Below are 19,242 nucleotides of genomic sequence, written 5' to 3' on the forward strand. Positions count from 1 at the left end.
GGCCAAGGTCAGGGCACGGCCATCACATCAATGCGATACGGCTCGAAAATCTTCAACATCTCGCCGTTATCGCGTAAACGTTTGAGCAGTTCGGCAAACGCCGGCCCGCTGATCGGCGCCTTGGGTCGCAGCAAGGCGTAATGGTGGTACACCTGATCAATGCGCTCCGACACCATCAACTGCCCCGCCATCTCGGCATTGCGCACCATGAAGTCACTCAGGTATGAGCGCGTGACCAGCGCGATATCGGCACGGCCACGGGCGACCATCAGCAGGTTGCTGTCATGGGAGTAGGTCAGCGTCGCGTTGAAGTGCTCGGCCATGTACCTGGGGTCGGCGTTGAAGTTGGCGAAGGCGTAGTGATAACCGCTGAACACCGCCAGGCGCTTGCCGGTCAGGTCGTTGAAATAGCTTTGATCGCGGTCGGGTTCATGCTGGGCGACGAACACTTCGGCATCTTCAAGCCCCATGTCGACACTGGTGTGGGGAATCTTCTGCCAGCCCCAGTCCGGGTTTTCGAAGATCGCCATGTCCACCCGGCCTTGCTCGAAATCCCGGAAACGCCGGGGGATGGAGGTGGGGACCAGCACAAATTGGTAGTCCGCCTGCGCGGCGTTCAGCGCTTCCACCAGTTGCGGCAGCAAACCGGTGTCTGCGCCCTGCTCAGGACGTACGGTGTAGGGCGGGAAATGCGCGGCGCCAATCCTCACCAATTGCGCGGCCGAAGCTGGCATCCACCCTGCGGTGCCCAGTGCCCATAAAGAAAGTCCTGCAGCCAGCCGCCATGGCGAAAACATCGAGGCACACACCGTTCACTATTCTGATGGCGATAAGCTAGGCGTTTTTGTCTGGCGAGACAACTTTTCCACCGCCAAATTAACAGCTTGCGCCTTAATCGGCCTTCAACACCATCAACAAAGCCTCTTCGGCCAATTGTTCAAGGGTCAGGCTGCCCTCGGCACGGAACCAGGTGGTGGTCCAGGACAAGGCTCCCGTGAGAAAGCGCCGGGCAATAAACACATCGCCCTTGATATAGCCGGCGGCCTTGGCCTCGCCCAGCACCTGCAACCAGAGTTGCTCATACACATCACGCAGGGCCAGCACCTGGGCCTGGCCTTCGGCCGACAGCGAGCGCCATTCGTATACCAGCACCGCCATCGCCTCGCCGCTGCCGCCCATGATCGACTGCAATTCGCAGCGAATCAGCGCCAACACACGCTCGCGCACGTTCGTCGCCTCTTCCAGCGACGCCCGCATCAACGCGGTGTTGTAGTGGATGGTTTCCTCCATCACCGCGCGCAGGATCTCATCCTTGCTCTTGAAGTGATGAAAGATGCTGCCGGACTGAATGCCCACGGCGCTGGCCAGGTCGCGCACGGTGGTGCGTTCGAAGCCCTTGTTGCGAAACAGGTGAGCCGCGGTTTGCAGCAACTTGCCCCGGGCACTGTCGGGGTCGGTCAATTGGCCGCCGTCGACCATGGTGCGCATCACCCGCAGGGCTTTGTGCTCATCCATGCTGCTCTCCTCTACTTCTTTGACGTCTTGGGCGGCAATTTAGGCCGTGGCCGCCACCCAAGCAAGCGCTTGGCTAAAACTTGTATCCGAAGTTTACAAACCAAGCGCTTGCTTGGTAGGATCGAAGCCAGCCATTCGAGGAAGGATTTCTCATGAGCAAGACGGTTCGTATCGGCTGCGCCAGTGCCTTCTGGGGCGACACCTGCACTGCCGCTGCCCAGTTGGTGCACGGCGGCAAGCTGGATTACCTGGTGTTCGACTACCTCGCGGAAGTCACGATGTCGATCCTGGCCAGCGCCCGGATGAAAGATCCCCAGGCCGGCTACGCCACGGACTTTGTCGAGGTCCTCGCGCCGTTGCTGGGCGATATCCAGCGCCAGGGCATCCGCGTGATCAGCAATGCCGGCGGGATCAACCCGCACGCCTGCGCCGCCGCCCTGCAAGCGGCCTGTGACAAGGCCCACGTGCCACTGAAAATCGCGGTGCTGCTGGGCGATGACCTGCACGCCCAACTCCCGCACCTGCAAGGCATCACTGACATGTTCAACGGCGCGCCCCTGCCGCCCCTGTGCGTGTCTGCCAACGCCTATCTGGGCGCACCGGGCATTGCCCAGGCGCTGAAGCTGGGCGCCGATATCGTCATCACCGGCCGGGTGGTCGACAGCGCGGTGGTCAGTGCGGCATTGGTGCATGAATTCAACTGGTCCTGGCAGGATTACGACCGCCTCGCCCAGGCCGCCCTGGCCGGGCATATCATCGAATGCGGCGCCCAGTGCACCGGCGGCAACTTCACCGACTGGCGCGACGTGCCGGACTACGAACACATCGGTTTCCCCATTGTTGAAGTCAGCGCCGACGGCCAGTTCACCGTCAATAAAGTCGAAGGCAGCGGCGGGCTGATCAGCGAACTGAGCGTGGCCGAACAACTGCTCTACGAAATCGGCGACCCCCGCGCTTACCTATTGCCTGACGTGATCTGCGATTTCAGCCAGGTCAAATTGCAACAGCAAGGCAAGCACAGCGTGCGCCTGCATGGCGCCAAGGGCTTGCCGCCCACCGATCACTACAAAGTCAGCGCCACCTACCCCGATGGTTTTCGCTGCACCGCCAGTTGCCTGATCGCCGGGATCGACGCGGTGGCCAAGGCCGAGCGGGTCAGCCAGGCGATCATCCACAAGACCTCGGAGCTGTTCAGCCAACAAGGCTGGGCGCCCTACACCGAGGTGAATATCGAATTGCTCGGCAGTGAAGCCACCTACGGCGCCCACGCCCAGCGCCATGACTGCCGCGAAGTGGTGGTGAAGATCGCGGTGCGGCACCCGAGCAAGCAGGCACTGGCGCTGTTCGCCCGCGAGATCGCCCAGGCGGCCACCGGCATGGCGCCGGGGCTGACCGGCATCGTCGGTGGGCGGCCGACGGTGTATCCGCTGATTCGACTGTTTTCATTCCTGGTCGATAAGTCTGCGTGTGCGTTGCTCATCGACGTCCAGGGCCAGCGTCACACCTGCGAACTGCCCACCCGCGATGCGCTGGGCACGCCCTCCGCCCCCGTCGACCCGCCCATGCCCGAGGGCCGTGCCGACGCCAGCGTGCCCCTGGTGAAACTCGCCGTGGCGCGCTCTGGCGACAAGGGCAACCACAGCAATATCGGGGTGATCGCCCGCGACCCGGCGTACCTGCCGTGGATCGCCGAGACCCTGACCCCAGCCGTGGTCGTCGACTGGATGAGCCACGTGCTCGACCCGCTCCACGGCCGTGTCGAACGCTGGTACCTGCCGGGCAGCCACAGCCTCAACTTCCTGCTGGAAAATGCCCTGGGCGGCGGCGGTATCGCCAGCCTGCGCATTGACCCGCAAGGCAAGGCCTTTGCCCAGCAACTGCTGGAAATCCCCATCGCCGTGCCGCAACACATCGCCGATCAATGCCAATAAAAGGAATGTCGCCGTGGCCTTCGACTCGATCTTCAAAGCCAACCTGTTCCAGGGTCACACCGTGATTGTCACCGGCGGCGGCAGCGGCATTGGCCGCTGCACCGCCCATGAACTGGCAGCCCTCGGTGCCCAGGTGATCCTGGTCGGGCGCAAGCCGGAAAAACTGCAAAAGGTCGCGGCGGAAATTGCCGAAGACGGCGGCAGCGCCCACGGGCTGGCCTGCGATATTCGCGATGAAGAGGCGGTGAAAGCGCTGGTCACGCAGGTCCTCAATGACCACGGCCCGATCCATGGGCTGGTCAACAACGCCGGCGGCCAGTACCCGTCGCCGCTCGCGTCGATCAATCAAAAAGGCTTCGAAACCGTACTGCGCACCAACCTGGTCGGCGGCTTCCTGATGGCGCGCGAGGTGTTCAACCAGTCGATGAGCAAACACGGCGGCGCCATCGTCAACATGCTCGCGGACATGTGGGGCGGCATGCCCGGCATGGGCCATTCGGGTGCGGCGCGTGCGGGCATGGACAACTTCACCAAGACCGCAGCATTCGAATGGGGTTACGCCGGGGTGCGGGTCAACGCGGTAGCGCCGGGCTGGATTGCCTCCAGCGGCATGGACACCTACGAAGGCGCGTTCAAGGCCGTGATCCCGACCCTGCGCGAACACGTGCCGCTCAAGCGCATCGGCACCGAGTCGGAAGTGAGTGCGGCCATCGTGTTCCTGCTCAGCCCCGCCGCGGCCTTCATCAGCGGCAGCACCCTGCGCATCGACGGCGCCGCCAGCCTGGGCAACCGCGCCTGGCCGCTGCACAAGGCGCACCCACCGAGCGCGCCGTTCAATGGTTTCCACCGCGCGTACCTGCCGGACGTGCTCAAGGCGGAGCAATAAACCATGCCCGTGATTGAAAGCTCGATCGATGCCCACAGCCCGCAGTTCGCACAGAACCGCGAAGCCCTGCTCGCCACCATCGCGCAGTGGCGCCAGTTGGAAGATGCCCTGCTCAGCAAGGCCCAGGAGGCCAAGCCCAAGTTCGACCAACGTGGCCAACTGCTGCCCCGCGAGCGCCTCAACCGGCTGCTGGACCCCGGCGCGCCGTTCCTGGAACTGGCCAGCCTCGCCGGCTACAAGCTCCACGACGACAAGGACGGCAGCGCGGCCGGTGGCGGTTTGATCGCCGGCATCGGCTACGTCAGCGGTGTGCGCGTGCTGGTGGTGGCCAACAACAGTGCGATCAAGGGCGGCACCATTTCGCCTACGGGTTTGAAAAAATCCCTGCGCCTGCAACAGATCGCCATGGAGAACAAGCTGCCGGTGGTGACCCTCGCTGAAAGCGGCGGTGCCAACCTCAACTACGCGGCAGAGATTTTCGTCGAAGGCGCACGCAGCTTCGCCAACCAGGCGCGCATGTCCGCCATGGGCCTGCCCCAGATCACCGTGGTACACGGCTCGGCCACGGCGGGCGGCGCCTACCAGCCGGGGCTGTCGGATTACGTGGTGGTGGTGCGCGGTAAGGCCAAGCTATTCCTGGCTGGGCCGCCGCTGCTCAAGGCAGCGACCGGCGAAGTCGCCAGCGACGAGGAACTGGGCGGTGCCCAAATGCACGCGCAAACCGCAGGCACCGCCGAATACCTGGCTGAAAACGACGCCGACGGCATACGCATCGTGCGCGAGATTGTCAGCCTGCTGCCTTGGAATGATCGCCTGCCGCCTGCGCCCAAGCGGGCTTATCAGGAGCCGCTGTACCCGGCCGACGACTTGCTGGGACTGATCCCCGACGACCCGAAAAAACCCTATGACGTGCGCGAAATCCTCGCACGCCTGGGCGACGGTTCGAACTTCCTGGAGTTCAAGGGCGAGTTCGACCCCCACACCGTCTGCGGTCACCTGCACATCCAGGGGCGGGCCGTCGGCGTCATCGGCAACAACGGCCCGATCACCCCCAAGGGCGCCAGCAAGGCCGCGCAGTTTATCCAGCTGTGCGACCAGAGCCGTACGCCGCTGCTGTTCCTGCACAACACCACCGGTTTTATGGTCGGCACCGAGTCGGAGCAACAAGGCGTGATCAAGCACGGCGCCAAGATGATCCAGGCCGTGGCCAATGCACGCGTCGCTAAACTCACCCTCGTGGTCGGCGGCTCTTACGGCGCCGGCAACTATGCGATGTGCGGACGCGGCCTCGACCCACGCTTTATCTTCGCCTGGCCCAACAGCCGCACCGCCGTGATGGGCGGCGCGCAAGCCGGCAAGGTGCTGCGGATTGTCACCGAGGCCAAACAACTGAAGAACGGCCTGGTGCCGGACCCCAAGGTGCTGGATATGCTGGAGCAAGTCACTGCACAGAAGCTCGAGAGTCAATCCACCGCGCTGTATGGCAGCGCGAACCTGTGGGATGACGGGCTGATCGACCCACGGGATAGCCGCACGCTGCTGGGGTTTCTGCTGGATATCTGTGATGAAGCCGAAGTGCGGGAGTTGCAGCCGAACAGCTTTGGCGTGGCGCGTTTCTAACCGGAGAATAAGCACAATGATCTTCACCCAGGAACATCAGGAACTGCGCCGCACCGTCCGCGCCTTCGTCGACCGCGAGATCAACCCCTACGTCGACGAATGGGAAAAAGCCGGCCGCTTTCCCATCCACGACGTCTTCCGCAAGGCCGGCGACCTCGGCCTGCTGGGCATTTCCAAGCCCGAGCAATTCGGCGGAATGGGCCTGGACTACAGCTACTCGATCGTCGCCGCCGAAGAGTTCGGCACCATACGCTGCGGTGGCATCCCCATGTCCATCGGCGTGCAGACCGACATGTGCACCCCCGCCCTCGCCCGCTTCGGTTCCGACGAATTGCGCGACGAATTCCTGCGCCCGGCCATCAGCGGCGAACAAGTGGGCTGCATCGGCGTCTCGGAAACCGGTGCGGGTTCCGATGTGGCCGGGCTGAAGACCCATGCGCGCAAGGACGGCGACGACTACGTGATCAACGGCAGCAAGATGTGGATCACCAATTCCCCCAGCGCCGACTTTATCTGCCTGCTGGCCAACACCTCCGACGACAAGCCGCATATCAACAAGTCGCTGATCATGGTGCCGATGAACACCCCGGGCATCAGCGTCAGCCCGCCCTTGGAAAAACTCGGTATGCACAGCTCCGAGACCGCCCAGGTATTTTTCGATGGCGTGCGCGTGCCGCAGCGTTATCGCATCGGCCATGAGGGGGCCGGCTTTATGATGCAGATGCTGCAATTCCAGGAAGAACGCCTGTTTGGCGCGGCCAATATGATCAAGGGCCTGGAGTACTGCATCGACAGCACCATCGACTACTGCAAAGAGCGCCAGACGTTCGGTAAGGCGCTGATCGACAACCAGGTGATTCACTTTCGCCTGGCTGAACTTGCCACCGAAATCGAATGCCTGCGCGCCTTGGTCTACCAGGCCACCGAGCAATACATCAAAGGCCAGGACGTCACGCGCCTGGCCTCCATGGCCAAGCTCAAGGCCGGGCGCCTGGGCCGTGAAGTCAGCGACAGCTGCCTGCAATATTGGGGTGGCATGGGCTTTATGTGGGACAACCCGGTGGCCCGCGCCTATCGCGATGTGCGCCTGGTATCGATTGGCGGCGGTGCCGACGAGATCATGCTGGGCATTATCTGCAAACTGATGGGCACCCTGCCGGGGAAAAAACCATGAACACCCTGCTGCTCGAACCGCATAACGGGGTGCTGCATATCACCCTCAACCGGCCGGAAAGCCGCAATGCAATGAGCCTGGAAATGGTCAATGAACTGCGCGCGGTGCTGGCGGGGTTGGACAGCCAGGTGCGCGCGGTGGTGATCAGTGGCGCAGGCGGACACTTTTGCGCCGGTGCCGATGTGAAGGATCTGGTCAGCGCAGGCGATCAATTGCAGGCGCTGAACCGGGCTTTTGGCGCTTTGCTGCAAGACGTGGAAGCCGTGTCGCCAGTGGTCATCGTGGTGCTGCAAGGCGCAGTGCTGGGCGGTGGGTTCGGGTTGGCCTGCGTGAGTGACATCGCGATTGCCGATCACCAGGCGCAGTTCGGTTTGCCGGAGACCAGCCTGGGGTTGCTGCCGGCACAGATTGCGCCGTTCGTGGTCAAGCGTATCGGCCTGACCCAGGCGCGGCGACTGGCACTCACCGCCGCACGCTTTGATGGACTGGAGGCTGAACGGCTGGGGCTGGTGCACTTCACCGAGCGCGATCCGCAGGCGTTGGCGGAGCGTTTGGATGAGGTATTGGGGCAAGTGCTGCGCTGCGCGCCAGGCGCCAACGCGCGCACCAAGGCGCTGTTGCTGGCCAGTGCGGAGCAGCCGTTGGGGCCGCTGCTGGACCAGGCGGCGCAGTGGTTTGCCGAGGCGGTGACCAGTGAAGAAGGGATTGAGGGGACGCAGGCGTTTGTGCAGAAGAGAAAGCCTGGGTGGTGCAAGTGACTTGCCCCCGATGAGGCCGGAACAGACACCGCATAACCCAAGGGATAATCCAATGCCCCAGCTCACCAAGATCCTGATCGCCAACCGCGGCGAAATCGCCTGCCGCATCCAACGCACGGCCCAGGCAATGGGCTACCGCACCGTCGCCGTCTACAGCGACGCCGACGCCCAGGCCCTGCACGTGCAGATGGCCGACGAAGCGGTGCACATCGGCCCCGCCCCGGTACAACAGTCCTACCTCAATATCCCGGCCATCCTCGCGGCCGCCGAAAAGACCGGCGCCGACGCCATCCACCCCGGCTACGGCTTCCTCTCGGAAAACCCCGACTTCGCCCGCGCGTGCCGAGACGCCGGCCTGATCTTCATCGGCCCCAGCGTCGAGGCCATCGAACTGATGGGCAGCAAGCGCCTGTCCAAACTCGCCATGCTGGAGGCTGGCGTGCCCTGTATCGCCGGCTACCAAGGCAGCGCCCAGGACGACGCCACCTTGCAGGCGCAAGCCCAGCGCATCGGCTACCCGCTGATGATCAAGGCCAGCGCCGGCGGTGGGGGGCGTGGCATGCGCCTGGTGCACGATCCCGCGTCCTTGCTGGACAACCTCCACACCGCACGTTCGGAAGCCCGCAATGCCTTTGGCAGCGACGAGTTGATCCTCGAGCAGGCGCTGATCGACCCGCGCCACGTCGAGATCCAACTGTTCGGCGACAGCCACGGCAACCTGGTCTATCTCGGCGAACGCGACTGCTCGATCCAGCGCCGCCATCAGAAAATCATTGAAGAAGCGCCGTGCCCGGTGATGACGCCCGAACTGCGCCAGGCCATGGGCGAAGCGGCGCTCAAGGCCGGGCGCGCAGTGAATTACGTGGGCGCCGGTACCGTGGAGTTCCTGCTCGACCGCAACGGCCAGTTCTACTTCCTGGAAATGAACACGCGCCTGCAAGTGGAGCACCCGGTTACCGAGCTGATCACCGGGCTCGACTTGGTGGACTGGCAACTGCAAGTCGCCGCCGGCCTACCGCTGCCGCTGCTGCAATCACAAGTGACGCTCAGCGGCCACGCCATGGAAGTACGCCTGTATGCCGAGGACCCGGCCCAGGGCTTTTTGCCGCAGACCGGCGAGGTGCTGCGTTGGGAGCCGGCCCCCGGCATCCGGATCGATCATGGGTTGTGCACAGGCGAAAAGATCAGCCCGTTCTACGACCCGATGCTCGGCAAACTCATCGCCCATGGTGCCACCCGTGAAGAGGCACGGCGCAAACTGCTGCGGGCGGTGCAAGACACGGTGCTGCTCGGGGTTGCGAGCAATCAGCGGCTACTGGCCGACCTGCTCGGGCATCCGGACTTTATCCAGGGCGACGTCAGCACCGGGTTTATCGCCAAGCACTTCAGCACTATCCCGCCCGTGACCGCCAGCGCAGAACAGATCGCCCTGGCTGCCACACTGTTCTACCAACGCAGCGCCGCCGAGCATCGCCGGGACCTGGCAGGCTGGCGCAACAACGCCACTGTCCCCTGTACCTACCAACTGAGCGTCAACGATGCCGTTCACCACGTCACCCTCAGTGTGCTGGCCGATCACCGGCTGCACATCGATGGCGTCGACATCCAGGACCTTCGCACCGACGGCCGCTGGGCCACCCTGGTGATCAACGGCATTCGCCGCCGCCTCGCCTACCACCTTGACGGCGCCCATGCCTGGTTGCCGGGTGTCAGCGTGGTTGACCGCACACAGCAGGTCGCGAGCCGCCAGGCCCAGGCCAACAGCGGCACGCTCAAGGCGCCGATGGACGGTGCCATCGTCGATGTGCGTGTCCAGGCCGGTGACTGCGTCAGCAAAGGCCAGCTGTTGCTGGTGCTCGAAGCGATGAAAATGGAGCACCCGCTGAAAGCCGGCATGGATGGCGTGATCAAGGACGTGCAGGTGATCGCCGGAGACCAGGTGCGCAATCGCCAGGTGCTGCTGGAGATCGAATAAGCCCGGCCTCAATCAAAAACAGCGCGGAACTACGCGACCGGGCTACGCTCTATCCCCATCAGGAAGGGAAGAGTACGGGAACCTGCACCATGCATCATTGGCTGATTATTGACCTTGAGGCCACAACGGATGACGGCGGCTGGCCCGTGACGGAGATGGAAGTCATCGAGATCGGCGCGAGCCTGGTCAATCGCCAGGGCCGCGAACTGGACCATTTCCAGCGCTTTGTGCGGCCTCTGCGGCGCCCCTTGCTGACGCCGTTCTGCCGCAAGCTGACCCATATCACCCAGGCGAACATCGACGGCGCCGCGCCCATCACCGAGGTGTGGCCGCTGTTCGAGCGCTGGCTGGGCCAGCATCAACCCCGCCTGGAGGGCTGGGCCAGTTGGGGTGACTACGATCGCCAGCAATTGGAACTGGAATGGCAGCGTCATGGCCTGAGCAGCGCCCTCGCCCACACGCCCCACGTCAACCTCAAGCAACGCTTCGCCAAGGCGCGGCGCCTGGACAAACCCCTGGGGCTCAATGGTGCCCTGCAATTGGCGGGGATGCAGTTCCATGGCCAGCAACACCGGGCGCTGGAAGATGCGCGCAACACCGCCCGCCTGCTGCCGCTGATTTTGCCGGTCTAGGCAGCTCCCCTGCCCTTGGGCATACTGGCCGACCTTTCCAGACCCTTTTCCGAGGATTCGCCCATGTTTAAAGTCAACGAGTACTTCGACGGCACCGTCAAGTCGATCGCTTTCGGCACCGCAGAAGGTCCGGCGACCATTGGTGTCATGGCCCCGGGTGAATACGAATTCGGCACCGCCCAGCGTGAAATCATGCACGTGGTGTCCGGCGCCCTGACCGTCAAGCTGCCCGACAGCAGCGACTGGGAAACCTTCGCCGCCGGCAGCCAGTTCAACGTACCGGCCAACAGCAAGTTCCAGCTGAAAGTCGCCGTGGACACCGCTTACCTATGCGAATACCGCGGCTAAGCGCTCCTGCCGCGTAAAAAAATGCCCGTCTCGCAGGAGACGGGCATTTTTTATGGGCGGGCGATCTATTCGAGGATAGTCACCGGCATGCCGACTTCCAGGCGACCGACGCCATCGTTGACCAGGTTCTGGCCGAACATCGCGCCGTTCTCCGTCTTGCGATAGGCCTCCAGCGTGACGAAGGGTTCGCGGTCGGCACTGCGCTCGCCGGTCCTGGGGTCAATGGTGGTGAGAATGCAACGCGAGCAAGGCTTGACCACGCGAAACTCCACGTCACCGATGCGCAGGCGTTTCCAGCCGTCCTCGGCGAAGGCATCGCCGCCTTCGATCACCAGGTTGGGACGAAAACGCAAAATTTCCATGGGCCGCCCCACCCGCGCGGACAGGTCGTCCAGGGAGGCCTGGCCGATCAATAACAGCGGGTAGCCATCGGCAAAGGCCACTTGGTCACCCTCCTGGCCATACCCCGCCTCGGTGTAACGGGCGCGCTCCAGCGGGAGGTGCACCAGCCGGGTCGACTTGCCGATAAAGTCACTGACCCAGGCGGCGGCCTGATCGCCGGCATCCGGTACGCGCAGGGTGTCACGCCAGATGGTCACGCCGCGCAACTCGGCATCACGGCCGGGCAGCGCGATTTCCAGCGGCGTGTGGCCGGGCGCGCTCAGGCTGAGGCCACCTGCGCTGTTCCACAGCGCCGACAGCTGGCTCATCTTCGCCACGGCCCGCTGGGTGAGGAACCGCCCACTGGCTTCATCCACCAGCATCCAGCGTCGATCCCCAGCCAGCCCGAGTTTATCCAGGCCGATCTGCTGAAGGGGTTCGGCCTTGCCGGACTTCAAGGGGTAACGGTACAGCGCGCTGAGACGAAGCATGGGCCTGCGTTCCTGAGGGGCAAAGACGTCACCCTAAGGTCAGGCGGACACTTCGTCCAGCATCAAGCGTTCGCGCACGACGTCCACCAGTTTGTCCGGCTGGAATTTGGAGAGGAAGTTGTCGCAGCCGACCTTCTTCACCATCGACTCGTTGAAGCTGCCTGACAGTGAAGTGTGCAGGACCACATACAGGCTCCGCAGGCGTGGGTCGTTGCGAATTTCGGTAGTGAGGCGGTAGCCATCCATCTCAGGCATTTCGGCGTCGGTGAAGATCATCAGCAGCTTGTCGGTCATCACCTGGCCGCTGTCGGCCCAGCCCTTGAGCATGTTCAGGGCCTTGAGCCCGTCGCTGGCGATGTGCATTTTCACCCCCAGTTGGCCGAGGGTGTCGCGCAGTTGCGACAGGGCCACATTGGAGTCGTCCACCAGCAGCACTTCACGGCCACGGGCGCGTTCCAGTACCGGATCATCGAGTTTCTCGCGGGAGACCTTGGCGTTGTACGGCACGATCTCGGCCAGGACTTTTTCCACGTCGATGATTTCCACCAACTGGTCATCCACCTTGCTGATGGCCGTGAGGTAATGCTGGCGACCGGCGCTGGTCGGCGGTGGCAGGATGGCTTCCCAGTTCATGTTGACGATGCGGTCGACGCCGCCCACCAGGAACGCCTGCACCGAGCGGTTGTACTCGGTGACGATGATGGTGCTGTTCGGGCCCGGCACCAGCGGGCGCATACCGATGGCCTGGGACAGGTCGATAACGGGCAGGGTCTGGCCGCGCAGGTTGACCACCCCGCACACAAAAGGATGGCGCTGGGGCATCAGGGTCAGCTTGGGCAGTTGCAACACTTCCTGCACCTTGAACACGTTGATCGCGAACAACTGCCGACCCGCCAAGCGAAACATGAGGATCTCCAGGCGATTCTCACCCACCAGTTGCGTGCGTTGATCTACCGTGTCGAGAATGCCGGCCATTAAAAGCTCCTGATGCGCTAAGGGTTATGCAGTTGACTGAAGCAGGTCGCGATTAGCACCGACGATACGCGCCCCTTCTGGATCACGTGGCATCTTGAGTTCTTCACGAGCAAGCTCGCTCCTACGCTAGTTATCGGCGGCAAACGCCAGACCTTGACCCCGTTAAAATGCCACGTAAATCCATTGATGTCACACTGACATCATGCTTTACTGCGCTGGCCTCTCCATTCGGCAAGGCAGCGACATCGCGCGACATCCAAATCGGCGCGAGGTTCCGCTGCGTAAGGGATTCCCCTATGCACAATCAGGCCCAACCTGATATTCGCGATATCTAATAGCCATTAATGTGACGCCATTCTCATTGCATGAATGGAGTCAGGCTTTTGTTTGCCATCGCAAGTCCACGGCCTACTGGCCTTCCAGACATTCACGTCGCGGCAACCGAAGTTGTGCAAATGAACTCAACTGCGGGCCGCGTACTCGGCTGTCGCCCGTATTTAGATAACGGTCCTACTGAAATCTCAGAAGCGACCTACAGATTTCAGTCATCTTTCAGCGATAGTTTTACGCCATTCACTTGGTGCGACATCTCATCACCCGACCTTACGTTGTGGAGACTTGCATGATGAATAGCGCAAACGAATGGCAAACCACACTTCCCGAGTTCCTGCTTGAGGCCGAAACGCTGCTGACCAAGTCGGAAGAATGCCTGAGCCACCTGCATCTGATTCGCAACGACAGCGATGCCATCGACTGCATGACGGTCAGCCTGACCCAACTGGCCGAGAAGGCCGACAGCCTGGCCCTGCGGGCGATCAGCGAGTTCTCCCGGCACATCCAATACCTGATCGCCAATGCGGAAAACCCGCTGCAACTGCACGATCAAGCCCTGAAGGCCTTGCACGATTGCTTGACATTACTGGCATGGCAATTGGAGTTGATTGATACCAGAACCGGCGAACTGACACTGGATGAAAGTGAACAAACGACATTGATTGCCACGGTGACACTGCAAATCCCGCAAAAGGACTACAGCTATAAACCGCAGCAACGTTTGCATCACACCTCCTGAGTCCAGCCAGGTCGCTTTTAATACGTGAGTTAGCTAAAAACGACAGACGCAACTCATCGGCCTTGATTGACCTGCAGGCGAAAAGATATCAATTAGCCACTAACTGTAATAACGATACAATCCAACTTAAACAATACAACCCTCCATTGTTTGGACACGGATACTTACCGGCCAGACCGTTTGCCTGAATTATGACTCAACGGTGTCAGGCGCCAGGCGACCAACGGTAAGAGTGGTGGTACTATGCCCCCGCTCGAAGTCACTCAACTTCATCATGTACAAAAACGATTCGGCCACGCATTCCAAACAGAGCCCCGTCAGCCGCCATGACCGGTCTTATCGCAGCGAACCCTCATTGGCTCCATCCGTTATGTACGCCAGCCTCAAGTCACTCATCGCAAGGTCCGTGTCCCGCAGCCATGCACGGCGCCTGATCCTTGCCCTGTGCCTGTGCTCGTCGCTGCTCAGCCTGTGGGCCTATATTCGCGCCGACACCCTGCCGCTGGCGGTGCTGCTGTTCAACCTGGCCACGCTGGCGTTGGTGGGGTTGCGTCAATGGAGTTCGCGCAAATCCATCAAGTTCCAGCCTCAGGAACTGGCCGAACGCCTGCTGCAAGTGCAGGAAAACGAGCGCCACCGCCTCAGCCGCGACCTGCATGACGATATCGGCCAATTGCTCACGGCTGCCAAGCTGCAAAGCGAATGGCTCAAGCGTCGCCTGCCGGACGACCTGCAAGGCCAATGCGCGGTGCTGTGCAACACCCTGAATGAAACCCTGGCCAAGGTGCGCGACGTCTCCGCGATTCTCAACCCGCGCCAGTTGACCAGCCTGGGCCTGGAAGCCAGCCTGCGGGCACACTTGCTCAAGACCCTGGAAAACACTCAGGTGCACTGGAGCCTGGAATGCCATCAACGCCTGACCGGCATTCCGGAAGAAATGGCCGTGGCGGCGTTTCGTATCACCCAGGAAGCCGTGACCAACATGCTGCGCCACGCCCAGGCCCGCAACCTGCTGGTACGCCTGCAACGCCTGCCCGAAGGGTTATCGCTGTTTATCAGTGATGACGGCCAGGGTTTCTCGCCCGCCAGTAACCCCGGCCTGGAAGGCCAACGGGGTATGGCGGGTATGTCCGAGCGGATTGATCAACTGGGGGGCACCTTGTCCGTCAGCAGCCAGCCTGGCAAAGGGACCCGGATCGACGCGCTTTTCCCCTGGGCGCCCCGCGCCCTCGAACGGGCCAGTTCCCCTAAGGTTCTCGAGTGATCTGCAATTTACTCCTGGTGGATGACCACGCACTGATCAGGGCCGGCGTACGCGCGCTGATCCTGGATATACCCGGCTATGCGGTGGTCGGCGAGGCCAGCGACGGTGCACAGGTGCTGGAGGCGTTCAGCGCCTTGCAGCCCGATATCGTGCTGCTGGACCTGTCGATGAAACACACCGGCGGCCTGGACGCGTTGCAACAGTTAAAAGCTGCCTACCCGGCGAGCAAGGTGCTGATCCTGTCGATGCACACCGACCCGGAGCTGATCATGCGCGCGCTGGAGTCCGGCGCCCATGGCTACCTGCTCAAGGACACCACCGCCAACGAACTGGAGCACGCCCTGCTGGCCCTGCGCAACAATGAGCGCTACCTGAGCCCGGCGATCGCCCATACGGTGATCAACCAGGCGCTGGTGCGCAACCAGGGCCCGGTTTCCTCCGTCGCCCAGAACCACAACCTCACCGCGCGACAGCTGGAAATCCTGCGCCTGATCGTGCGCGGCAAGTCCACCCGCGAAATCGCCCACGGCCTCGGCCTGAGCATCAAGACCGTGGAGGCGCACCGCTCACAGATCATGAAGCGCCTGCAGATTTTCGATGTGGCGGGCCTGGTGTTATTTGCCGTGCGCGAGCAGATCATCAGCCTGGACGACTAGGGGCGAGCCCAGCGGCAAGTGCACGCGCAACGCCTTGGGCAGCGCGCAAAAGCGCAAATCGTCGCCCTTCAGCGGTTCGCCATCGAGATTGATGTACAACCCCTCGGCCTGTTTGATCTGAACCCACGGCAGGCGCGCGCGCACGAACATGGTGTCCAGGCCCCAGCCATTGTTCATCAGCTCACGCAAGGTGCCGACCACTTCCTGGGGCGCCGGCAGGATGCTGACGTCGAGCAACCCGTCATCAGCCAACGCTTCAGGGCATAACACATGCCCGCCGCCCGCCTGGCGCCCGTTGCCGATACCCAGCGCGAGCAGTTCGCCCTTCCAATGGAAACCCGGGCCTTCCAGCTCGCCATACGCCGCCTTCAATTCGCTGAAGCGCGACAGGCCGGTGAACAGGTAGGCGGCGCCACCGAGGATTTTTTTCAGGTCTTCGGAGGTGTTCGCGGTGACCTGGCTGCCAAAACCGCCGGTGGCCATGTTCAAGAACATTTGCCCACCAACCTGGCCGAGGTCGATCGCCCTGGCCGGTACATCCAGCAGCGCCAGGGCCTGCGCAGGCTCCAGCGGCACGCCGGCGGCCTTGGCAAAGTCATTGGCGGTGCCCAGCGGCATCAGCACCAGGCTGGCGTCGGTCCTGGCCAGGGCCATGGCTTCGGCCACGTCGCGCAAGGTGCCGTCGCCGCCGCCAGCGATGATGTGGGTATAGCCGTCGGCCAGGGCTTCCTTGACCAGGCGCTGGGCGTCGCCGCCCTCCCACGTGACCCGCACGGCCAGCTCCCCGCCCTGCTCACGCCGGCTCATTACAGCGGCGCGCACGTCCTCGTTGAGGGCTTGCTTGCCGTGGAGGATCAACAGGGCCTTGGGGGTGGTCATGGGGGGAAATCTCCGCGTTCAAAGGGCTTGAAGGATGTTGACCTTTGAGGAGGAGAAAAAAGTCATTGGGATTGGAAATTAATTGACCGGGTGGATTGGCGAGTACGCTCAGCTCCTGTGCAACTTACTCATCAACTGCGCCTCAGCCTGGGTCAACCCACACGACTGCGTCAGTTCATCCACCGTAGCCCCCATGCCCACCAGCTTCGCGGCCTGGGCAAAGGAAAGACTCGACGGATCACGCTGCTCGATCTGCGCCAGCTTGTCCGGCAGGGGAGCAAGGATCGCGCGCAGTTCATGCACTTCGTCTCCGACCCGTACCGCACTCTGCTGGAAGTGATCAACGCGCTTGACCAGCTCCAGCACGCGCCGATCACGCACGGCATCGCGCTCGGCCTGTTGCATGGCCGATTCGCGTTGCTGGCGCAGGTGGCGCAGCAGGAATGCCAACGTCCCGGCCCACAACAGGGCCAGGACAATCACCGCTGCTTCAAGGAACAATCAGATGCTCTCCAGTTCCGACCACTCTTCTTCGCTCATCATTTTGTCCAGCTCAACCAGAATCAACAATTCGTTGTTCTTGTTGCATACGCCTTGAATGAACTTGGCCGACTCTTCGTTACCGACGTTCGGCGCTGTTTCCACTTCCGACTGGCGCAGGTAGACCACTTCGGCGACGCTGTCGACCATGATCCCGACCACTTGCTTGTCGGCTTCGATGATGACGATACGCGTGTTGTCGCTGACTTCGACGGTATCCAGGCCGAAACGCTGGCGCGTGTCGATGACCGTCACCACATTGCCGCGCAGGTTGATGATGCCCAGCACGTAGCTCGGTGCACCCGGTACCGGGGCGATCTCGGTGTAGCGCAGCACTTCCTGCACGCGCATCACGTTAATGCCGTAGGTTTCGTTGTCCAGTTTGAAGGTCACCCATTGCAGGATCGGATCATCCGAACCTTGTGCGGACGCGGACGCTGACTTATTCATACCCCTACCCCTTCAAATGCCGTTAGTTTCGGCGTGTGTGCTTCGTGGGCCGCACAACCGTGCGGTCCTTGTTGTTCAATCAACTGCGTGTGTGGCCTGGCATCGATTTGACGGCACCGCTGGCGATCAACTCGGCCAGTTCAGCGACATCAAGCAACGCGCACATATGTTCGATCACGGTGCCCGCCAACCAGGGGCGCTGGCCCCGGTGGCTGCGCCATTTGATTTCATTCGGGTCCAGGCGCAACGAGCGGCTGACTTGATGCACCGCCAGCCCCCACTCATAGCCTTGCACCGAAATCACGTATTGCAAGCCCTGGCGGAAATCATCGCGGTAGCGATCGGGCATCACCCAGCGCGCGGTGTCCAGCACCTTGAGGTTGCCGGCCTGGCTGGGCAGGATGCCGAGGAACCACTCCGGTTGCCCGAACAGTGGCGTCAGCTCCTGGCCTTCCAGGGAATAAATCGAGCCCAGGCACACCAGCGGGACCGCCAGGGTCAAGCCGGCCACGTCGAACAACAGGCATTCGAACGGCTCGGCAGCCCACGACGGGCGATCATCACCACTGACCGGTGGCGGTGTGATACTCGGTGGCAAGTGGACTTCGACCACCGGTTCGACCACCACGGGCGCCACCACCACAGGGGCGCTCGGCATCACCGGCGCGGCGACGGGCACCGCCCGCGCATCCCGCGCCTGCTCTTCCAGCACGGCCAGTTGAAACTCATCCAGCGTGCTTTGCGGCGGTTCCTGCACGGCCGGTTCCAGCACCAGGATCGGTTCCGGCAGTTCTTCGGCGGTGGCTTCCTGCAGCAAGGCATCCAGGTAGGATTCCAGTGCCAGTTGCGGCCGGGTCTTGAGTTCGACGGGACGGTTCATCACGCCACCTGCGGCACAAGCTGTTGGGACAGCAGGTGCTTGAGCAATGCGCGGTAAGCCAGCACGCCACGGCTCTTGGGGTCGAATTGCGACGGTGCCAGGCCCGCGCGGCTGGCGTCACGCAGGCGCGTGTCCACCGGGATATAGCCATTCCAGATGGTCTCCGGGTAGGCGTCGCGCAGCACGCGTAAAGTGCCAAGGGAGGCTTGGGTACGGCGGTCGAACAAGGTCGGCACGATGCTGTACGGCAGCGCCTGTTTGCGCGAACGGTTGATCATCGCCAGGGTGCTGACCATGCGCTCCAGGCCTTTGACCGCCAGGTGCTCGGTCTGTACCGGGATCACCAGTTGCTGGCTGGCCGCCAAGGCGTTGACCATCAGCACCCCCAGCAACGGCGGGCTGTCGATGATTGCGTAGTCGAAGTCCTGCCACAGTTGCGCCAGGGTCTTGGCGATCACCAGGCCCAAGCCGCTCTGCCCCGGCGACTGGCGCTCCAGGGTGGCCAGGGCGGTGCTGGACGGCAGCAGGGAAATGCTTTCGTTACTGGTAGGCAACAGCAATTGGCCAGGCAAATCGCTCGGCACACTGCCCTTGTGCAGGAACAAGTCGTAGTTGCTGTGTTCCAGGGCATCCGGGTCGTAACCGAAATAGCTGGTCATCGAGCCATGGGGGTCGAGGTCGACCACGACCACACGCTTGCCCGCCTCAGCCAGCAAGCCGGCTAAAGCGATGGAGGTGGTGGTCTTGCCGACTCCACCTTTTTGATTGGCAACTGCCCAGACTCTCATTCGGTTGGTTCCTCCCGGTGGGCGTAG

Annotated in this window: 20 protein-coding genes; 11 read left to right on the top strand and 9 right to left on the bottom strand. The window is 62.5% G+C overall.

From position 1 onward, the window contains the following. Positions 1 to 8: 8 nt before the first annotated feature. Both AC1Q6I_RS25860 and AC1Q6I_RS25865 read right to left on the bottom strand, forming a co-directional pair. Positions 9 to 797 (bottom strand): substrate-binding periplasmic protein, encoded by a 789-nt coding sequence (locus AC1Q6I_RS25860; protein WP_024076669.1) that lies wholly within the window; start codon positions 795 to 797, stop codon positions 9 to 11. 94 nt (positions 798 to 891) lie between these two features. Beyond that, positions 892 to 1,515 (bottom strand): TetR/AcrR family transcriptional regulator, encoded by a 624-nt coding sequence (locus tag AC1Q6I_RS25865; RefSeq protein WP_024076670.1) that lies wholly within the window; start codon positions 1,513 to 1,515, stop codon positions 892 to 894. 152 nt (positions 1,516 to 1,667) lie between these two features. Between AC1Q6I_RS25865 and AC1Q6I_RS25870 the strand changes: the two genes are divergently transcribed. From AC1Q6I_RS25870 to ppnP, 8 genes are all read left to right on the top strand, one after another. Next, on the top strand, positions 1,668 to 3,446 hold the full coding sequence (locus AC1Q6I_RS25870; RefSeq protein WP_102624827.1) for an acyclic terpene utilization AtuA family protein: 1,779 nt from the start codon (positions 1,668 to 1,670) through the stop codon (positions 3,444 to 3,446). 13 nt (positions 3,447 to 3,459) lie between these two features. Continuing rightward, a complete protein-coding gene (locus AC1Q6I_RS25875; protein WP_024076672.1) occupies positions 3,460 to 4,332 on the top strand; it encodes an SDR family oxidoreductase in 873 nt (290 codons plus the stop codon). 3 nt (positions 4,333 to 4,335) lie between these two features. After that, a complete protein-coding gene (gene atuC / locus AC1Q6I_RS25880) occupies positions 4,336 to 5,952 on the top strand; it encodes a geranyl-CoA carboxylase subunit beta (protein WP_102624826.1) in 1,617 nt (538 codons plus the stop codon). Between the two features lie 16 nt (positions 5,953 to 5,968). After that, positions 5,969 to 7,126, top strand: a complete 1,158-nt coding sequence (atuD, locus tag AC1Q6I_RS25885) for a citronellyl-CoA dehydrogenase (protein ID WP_102624825.1) — start codon at positions 5,969 to 5,971, stop codon at positions 7,124 to 7,126. Then, complete coding sequence (locus tag AC1Q6I_RS25890) at positions 7,123 to 7,884, top strand: enoyl-CoA hydratase/isomerase family protein (protein WP_024076675.1); 762 nt, start codon at positions 7,123 to 7,125, stop codon at positions 7,882 to 7,884. The genes atuD and AC1Q6I_RS25890 overlap by 4 nt, the downstream gene beginning before the upstream one ends. Before the next feature lie 52 nt (positions 7,885 to 7,936). Then, the gene (locus AC1Q6I_RS25895) at positions 7,937 to 9,859 is read left to right on the top strand and encodes an acetyl/propionyl/methylcrotonyl-CoA carboxylase subunit alpha (RefSeq protein ID WP_102624824.1); all 1,923 of its coding nucleotides are present in this window, start codon (positions 7,937 to 7,939) and stop codon (positions 9,857 to 9,859) included. An 89-nt stretch (positions 9,860 to 9,948) separates the two neighbouring features. Further along, positions 9,949 to 10,491 carry a 3'-5' exonuclease gene (locus AC1Q6I_RS25900; protein ID WP_024076677.1) on the top strand — a complete coding sequence of 181 codons (543 nt, stop codon included), beginning with the start codon at positions 9,949 to 9,951 and terminating at the stop codon, positions 10,489 to 10,491. A 63-nt stretch (positions 10,492 to 10,554) separates the two neighbouring features. Beyond that, positions 10,555 to 10,839 (top strand): pyrimidine/purine nucleoside phosphorylase, encoded by a 285-nt coding sequence (ppnP, locus tag AC1Q6I_RS25905; RefSeq protein ID WP_003226701.1) that lies wholly within the window; start codon positions 10,555 to 10,557, stop codon positions 10,837 to 10,839. Between the two features lie 65 nt (positions 10,840 to 10,904). Here ppnP and AC1Q6I_RS25910 read toward each other — a convergent pair whose 3' ends face one another. Together AC1Q6I_RS25910 and AC1Q6I_RS25915 are read right to left on the bottom strand one after the other, a co-directional pair. Further along, on the bottom strand, positions 10,905 to 11,711 hold the full coding sequence (locus AC1Q6I_RS25910) for an MOSC domain-containing protein (RefSeq protein WP_102624823.1): 807 nt from the start codon (positions 11,709 to 11,711) through the stop codon (positions 10,905 to 10,907). 39 nt (positions 11,712 to 11,750) lie between these two features. Then, positions 11,751 to 12,686 (bottom strand): chemotaxis protein CheV, encoded by a 936-nt coding sequence (locus AC1Q6I_RS25915; RefSeq protein WP_024076679.1) that lies wholly within the window; start codon positions 12,684 to 12,686, stop codon positions 11,751 to 11,753. Between the two features lie 622 nt (positions 12,687 to 13,308). Between AC1Q6I_RS25915 and AC1Q6I_RS25920 the strand changes: the two genes are divergently transcribed. The 3 genes from AC1Q6I_RS25920 to AC1Q6I_RS25930 all read left to right on the top strand — a co-directional run bounded on the left by AC1Q6I_RS25920 (position 13,309) and on the right by AC1Q6I_RS25930 (position 15,678). Continuing rightward, complete coding sequence (locus tag AC1Q6I_RS25920; RefSeq protein WP_024076680.1) at positions 13,309 to 13,758, top strand: hypothetical protein; 450 nt, start codon at positions 13,309 to 13,311, stop codon at positions 13,756 to 13,758. A gap of 370 nt (positions 13,759 to 14,128) precedes the next feature. Further along, positions 14,129 to 15,022, top strand: coding sequence for a sensor histidine kinase (locus AC1Q6I_RS25925; RefSeq protein WP_024076681.1), 894 nt, complete (start codon positions 14,129 to 14,131; stop codon positions 15,020 to 15,022). Beyond that, a complete protein-coding gene (locus tag AC1Q6I_RS25930; protein WP_024076682.1) occupies positions 15,019 to 15,678 on the top strand; it encodes a response regulator transcription factor in 660 nt (219 codons plus the stop codon). Before AC1Q6I_RS25925 ends, AC1Q6I_RS25930 begins: the two co-directional genes overlap by 4 nt. Here AC1Q6I_RS25930 and yegS read toward each other — a convergent pair. The 5 genes from yegS to AC1Q6I_RS25955 form a co-directional block, all read right to left on the bottom strand. After that, positions 15,637 to 16,557 carry a lipid kinase YegS gene (gene yegS, locus AC1Q6I_RS25935; RefSeq protein WP_069076741.1) on the bottom strand — a complete coding sequence of 307 codons (921 nt, stop codon included), beginning with the start codon at positions 16,555 to 16,557 and terminating at the stop codon, positions 15,637 to 15,639. The genes AC1Q6I_RS25930 and yegS overlap by 42 nt on opposite strands. Positions 16,558 to 16,665: 108 nt before the next feature. Further along, positions 16,666 to 17,058, bottom strand: coding sequence for a DUF2802 domain-containing protein (locus AC1Q6I_RS25940; protein WP_024076684.1), 393 nt, complete (start codon positions 17,056 to 17,058; stop codon positions 16,666 to 16,668). Then, entirely contained in the window at positions 17,059 to 17,547 is a 489-nt protein-coding gene (locus AC1Q6I_RS25945; RefSeq protein ID WP_024076685.1) for a chemotaxis protein CheW, read from the bottom strand. Positions 17,548 to 17,626: 79 nt separating this feature from the next. Then, positions 17,627 to 18,427 (bottom strand): CheW domain-containing protein, encoded by an 801-nt coding sequence (locus tag AC1Q6I_RS25950; protein WP_024076686.1) that lies wholly within the window; start codon positions 18,425 to 18,427, stop codon positions 17,627 to 17,629. Then, a complete protein-coding gene (locus AC1Q6I_RS25955; RefSeq protein WP_024076687.1) occupies positions 18,427 to 19,215 on the bottom strand; it encodes a ParA family protein in 789 nt (262 codons plus the stop codon). Before AC1Q6I_RS25955 ends, AC1Q6I_RS25950 begins: the two co-directional genes overlap by 1 nt. Positions 19,216 to 19,242 lie beyond the last annotated feature (27 nt).

It is taken from the genome of Pseudomonas sp. MPR-R2A5, from assembly GCF_058793055.1.

What these genes read in the sequence shown, in the direction of transcription:
- AC1Q6I_RS25860 (WP_024076669.1), bottom strand. Translation starts at nt 797, where the DNA reads ATGTTTTCGCCATGGCGGCTGGCTGCAGGACTTTCTTTATGGGCACTG.
- AC1Q6I_RS25865 (WP_024076670.1), bottom strand. Translation starts at nt 1,515, where the DNA reads ATGGATGAGCACAAAGCCCTGCGGGTGATGCGCACCATGGTCGACGGC.
- AC1Q6I_RS25870 (WP_102624827.1), top strand. Translation starts at nt 1,668, where the DNA reads ATGAGCAAGACGGTTCGTATCGGCTGCGCCAGTGCCTTCTGGGGCGAC.
- atuC (WP_102624826.1), top strand. Translation starts at nt 4,336, where the DNA reads ATGCCCGTGATTGAAAGCTCGATCGATGCCCACAGCCCGCAGTTCGCA.
- atuD (WP_102624825.1), top strand. Translation starts at nt 5,969, where the DNA reads ATGATCTTCACCCAGGAACATCAGGAACTGCGCCGCACCGTCCGCGCC.
- AC1Q6I_RS25890 (WP_024076675.1), top strand. Translation starts at nt 7,123, where the DNA reads ATGAACACCCTGCTGCTCGAACCGCATAACGGGGTGCTGCATATCACC.
- AC1Q6I_RS25895 (WP_102624824.1), top strand. Translation starts at nt 7,937, where the DNA reads ATGCCCCAGCTCACCAAGATCCTGATCGCCAACCGCGGCGAAATCGCC.
- AC1Q6I_RS25900 (WP_024076677.1), top strand. Translation starts at nt 9,949, where the DNA reads ATGCATCATTGGCTGATTATTGACCTTGAGGCCACAACGGATGACGGC.
- ppnP (WP_003226701.1), top strand. Translation starts at nt 10,555, where the DNA reads ATGTTTAAAGTCAACGAGTACTTCGACGGCACCGTCAAGTCGATCGCT.
- AC1Q6I_RS25910 (WP_102624823.1), bottom strand. Translation starts at nt 11,711, where the DNA reads ATGCTTCGTCTCAGCGCGCTGTACCGTTACCCCTTGAAGTCCGGCAAG.
- AC1Q6I_RS25915 (WP_024076679.1), bottom strand. Translation starts at nt 12,686, where the DNA reads ATGGCCGGCATTCTCGACACGGTAGATCAACGCACGCAACTGGTGGGT.
- AC1Q6I_RS25920 (WP_024076680.1), top strand. Translation starts at nt 13,309, where the DNA reads ATGATGAATAGCGCAAACGAATGGCAAACCACACTTCCCGAGTTCCTG.
- AC1Q6I_RS25925 (WP_024076681.1), top strand. Translation starts at nt 14,129, where the DNA reads ATGTACGCCAGCCTCAAGTCACTCATCGCAAGGTCCGTGTCCCGCAGC.
- yegS (WP_069076741.1), bottom strand. Translation starts at nt 16,557, where the DNA reads ATGACCACCCCCAAGGCCCTGTTGATCCTCCACGGCAAGCAAGCCCTC.
- AC1Q6I_RS25945 (WP_024076685.1), bottom strand. Translation starts at nt 17,547, where the DNA reads ATGAATAAGTCAGCGTCCGCGTCCGCACAAGGTTCGGATGATCCGATC.
- AC1Q6I_RS25950 (WP_024076686.1), bottom strand. Translation starts at nt 18,427, where the DNA reads ATGAACCGTCCCGTCGAACTCAAGACCCGGCCGCAACTGGCACTGGAA.
- AC1Q6I_RS25955 (WP_024076687.1), bottom strand. Translation starts at nt 19,215, where the DNA reads ATGAGAGTCTGGGCAGTTGCCAATCAAAAAGGTGGAGTCGGCAAGACC.